This window comes from Paracoccus sp. P2 (genome assembly GCF_046335115.1).
GTDB lineage: Bacteria > Pseudomonadota > Alphaproteobacteria > Rhodobacterales > Rhodobacteraceae > Paracoccus > Paracoccus pantotrophus.
The window spans coordinates 1-2216 of sequence record NZ_JBGOSN010000122.1; the positions used below are offsets into that span (position 1 = coordinate 1).

At 62.3% G+C, this 2216-nt stretch carries 1 protein-coding gene; it reads left to right on the top strand.

Features of this window, described 5'->3' with window-relative positions; genetic code table 11:
• The first annotated feature begins 278 nt into the window (after positions 1 to 278).
• Positions 279 to 1943: a BCCT family transporter gene (locus ACDP63_RS24635; RefSeq protein WP_074991168.1), complete on the top strand. Its 1665-nt coding sequence runs from the start codon at positions 279 to 281 to the stop codon at positions 1941 to 1943.
• The last annotated feature ends 273 nt before the right edge of the window (positions 1944 to 2216 follow it).

Below are 2216 nucleotides of genomic sequence, written 5' to 3' on the forward strand. Positions count from 1 at the left end.
ATCTGCTCGTCGGTCAGCCAGTACAGGTCGCTCATGTCACCGCTCCGTTTTCCGAGCCGTGAATCACGTAGCACACTGAAAATCAATGCATCCTGACCCTAGATCCCATGATCGCGGGACACGGCTTCATTTCTCCTGGGAAGAGACGGAACCTCCGATCAAAGGCTTCCTTGTGGTGGCGATTATCAAAGAAATGTGAAACCCTTGTCCGTGCAAGCGCGTTTTGCGTCGAGTCGAAGCCATCGACGCCCGATCGAATCCAAATGAGAAAGGGACGCATGTCACAGATAAGCTCACCCGAACCGTTGACCCCCGACGCCAGCATCGAGGCCCTGCCGCCGCCCGAGGGCCCGACCCAGGTTATCGTGACCGATTACGAGATCGGTCAGGACAATATCGAAGGTGTCAAGCCGGTCGCATTCGACATCCACAACCCGGTTTTCATGATCTCCGGCGTCGCGGTGGTGCTCTTTACCGCGGCCACGCTGCTGTTCCCCTCGGTCCTGAGGCCGTTCTTCGGCGGATTGCGCGAGGTGGTCACCAGCAATTTCGATTGGTTCTTCCTGATCGCCGGCAATGTCTTCGTGCTGCTGTGCCTTGGCCTGATCCTGTCGCCGCTGGGCTCGGTCCGGTTGGGCGGTCCCGAGGCCACGGCGGATTTCTCCCTGACCGGCTGGTTCTCCATGCTCTTTGCCGCCGGCATGGGCATCGGCCTGATGTTTTACGGCGTCAGCGAGCCGCTGGGGCATTTCACCGCCGCCTTGGGCGGGCCGGTGGTCGAGAACGGCGTGCGCACCGATTGGGCGCCGCTGGACGGTGCGCCGGGGGACGAGTTGGGCGCGCGGCGCCTGGCGATGGCCGCGACGATCTTTCACTGGGGCCTGCACCCTTGGGCGATCTACGCGGTGGTGGCCCTGGCCCTGGCGCTGTTTGCCTACAACAAGGGACTGCCGCTGACACTGCGCTCGGTCTTCTATCCAATCCTGGGGGAACGGGTCTGGGGCTGGCCGGGCCATGTCGTGGATGTGCTGGCAGTGATGGCGACGCTGTTCGGGCTGGCCACCTCGCTGGGGATCGGCGCAGAGCAGGCATCGGCGGGTTTCCATTTCTTGTTCGGCTGGAGCACCGCGATAACCGCCAAGATCGTCCTGATCGTCATCATCACGGGGGTGGCCACGGCCTCGGTGGTGCTGGGTGTCGAGAAAGGCGTCAAGCGTCTGTCCGAGATCAATATGGTGTTAGCGGTCCTGCTGCTGCTCTTCGTGATTCTCGCCGGACCGACCGGGCAGATCCTAACGGGGTTCTTCGGCAACCTGGCCGCCTATGGCGCCAAGATCCTGCCGCTGTCCAACCCCTTCGGCCGCAGCGACGACAACTTCCGTCACGGCTGGACCGCCTTCTACTGGGCCTGGTGGATCAGCTGGTCGCCCTTTGTCGGCATGTTCATCGCCCGGGTCTCGCGCGGCCGCACCGTGCGGCAGTTTCTGACCGCGGTGCTGATCGTGCCCTCGCTGATCTCGGTGCTGTGGATGACGGCCTTTGGCGGCACTGCGATTTCCGAGACGCTGGCGGGCTTCACGGGCGTCACCGACGCGGCTTTGGAGCTGCAGCTGTTCCAAATGCTGTCGCAACTGCCGCTGACCGCGATCTCGAGCTTCATCGGCATCGTTCTGGTGATCGTATTCTTCGTCACCTCCTCGGATTCCGGTTCGCTGGTGATCGACACCATCGCGGCGGGCGGCAAGATCCACGCCCCGGTGCCGCAGCGCATCTTCTGGTGCAGCTTCGAGGGACTGGTCGCCATCGCCCTGCTTCTGGGCGGCGGGCTCACGGCCCTGCAGGCGATGGCGGTCTCGACCGGGCTGCCCTTCACGCTGGTGCTGCTGGGCGCTTGCTGGGCCATCATCAAGGGCCTGCTGGGTGAAAAGCGGGAACTGGCCTGAGGTTGAAACGACGCTGAATGGGCGGACAGGCGTCCGCCCATTTCCGTTGACCGCATCGCGCTGCAGTTCGAAGTTGTCGCCAGAGCGTGAGGCACCCTTTCTTTCAAATGGTTCAGGTCACCTGAAGCAAGTTTCATTCAGTCAGCAGTTCGGACAACCTTGCCTCTCAACCGGCTCTGTTGCACAAATCCTGTGAGGGATTCATCTTGTGAATCCAGTATGGTAGCTGGAGGGCATGAGCAGACCCACACCCCCCGCATACAAGACCAGGAA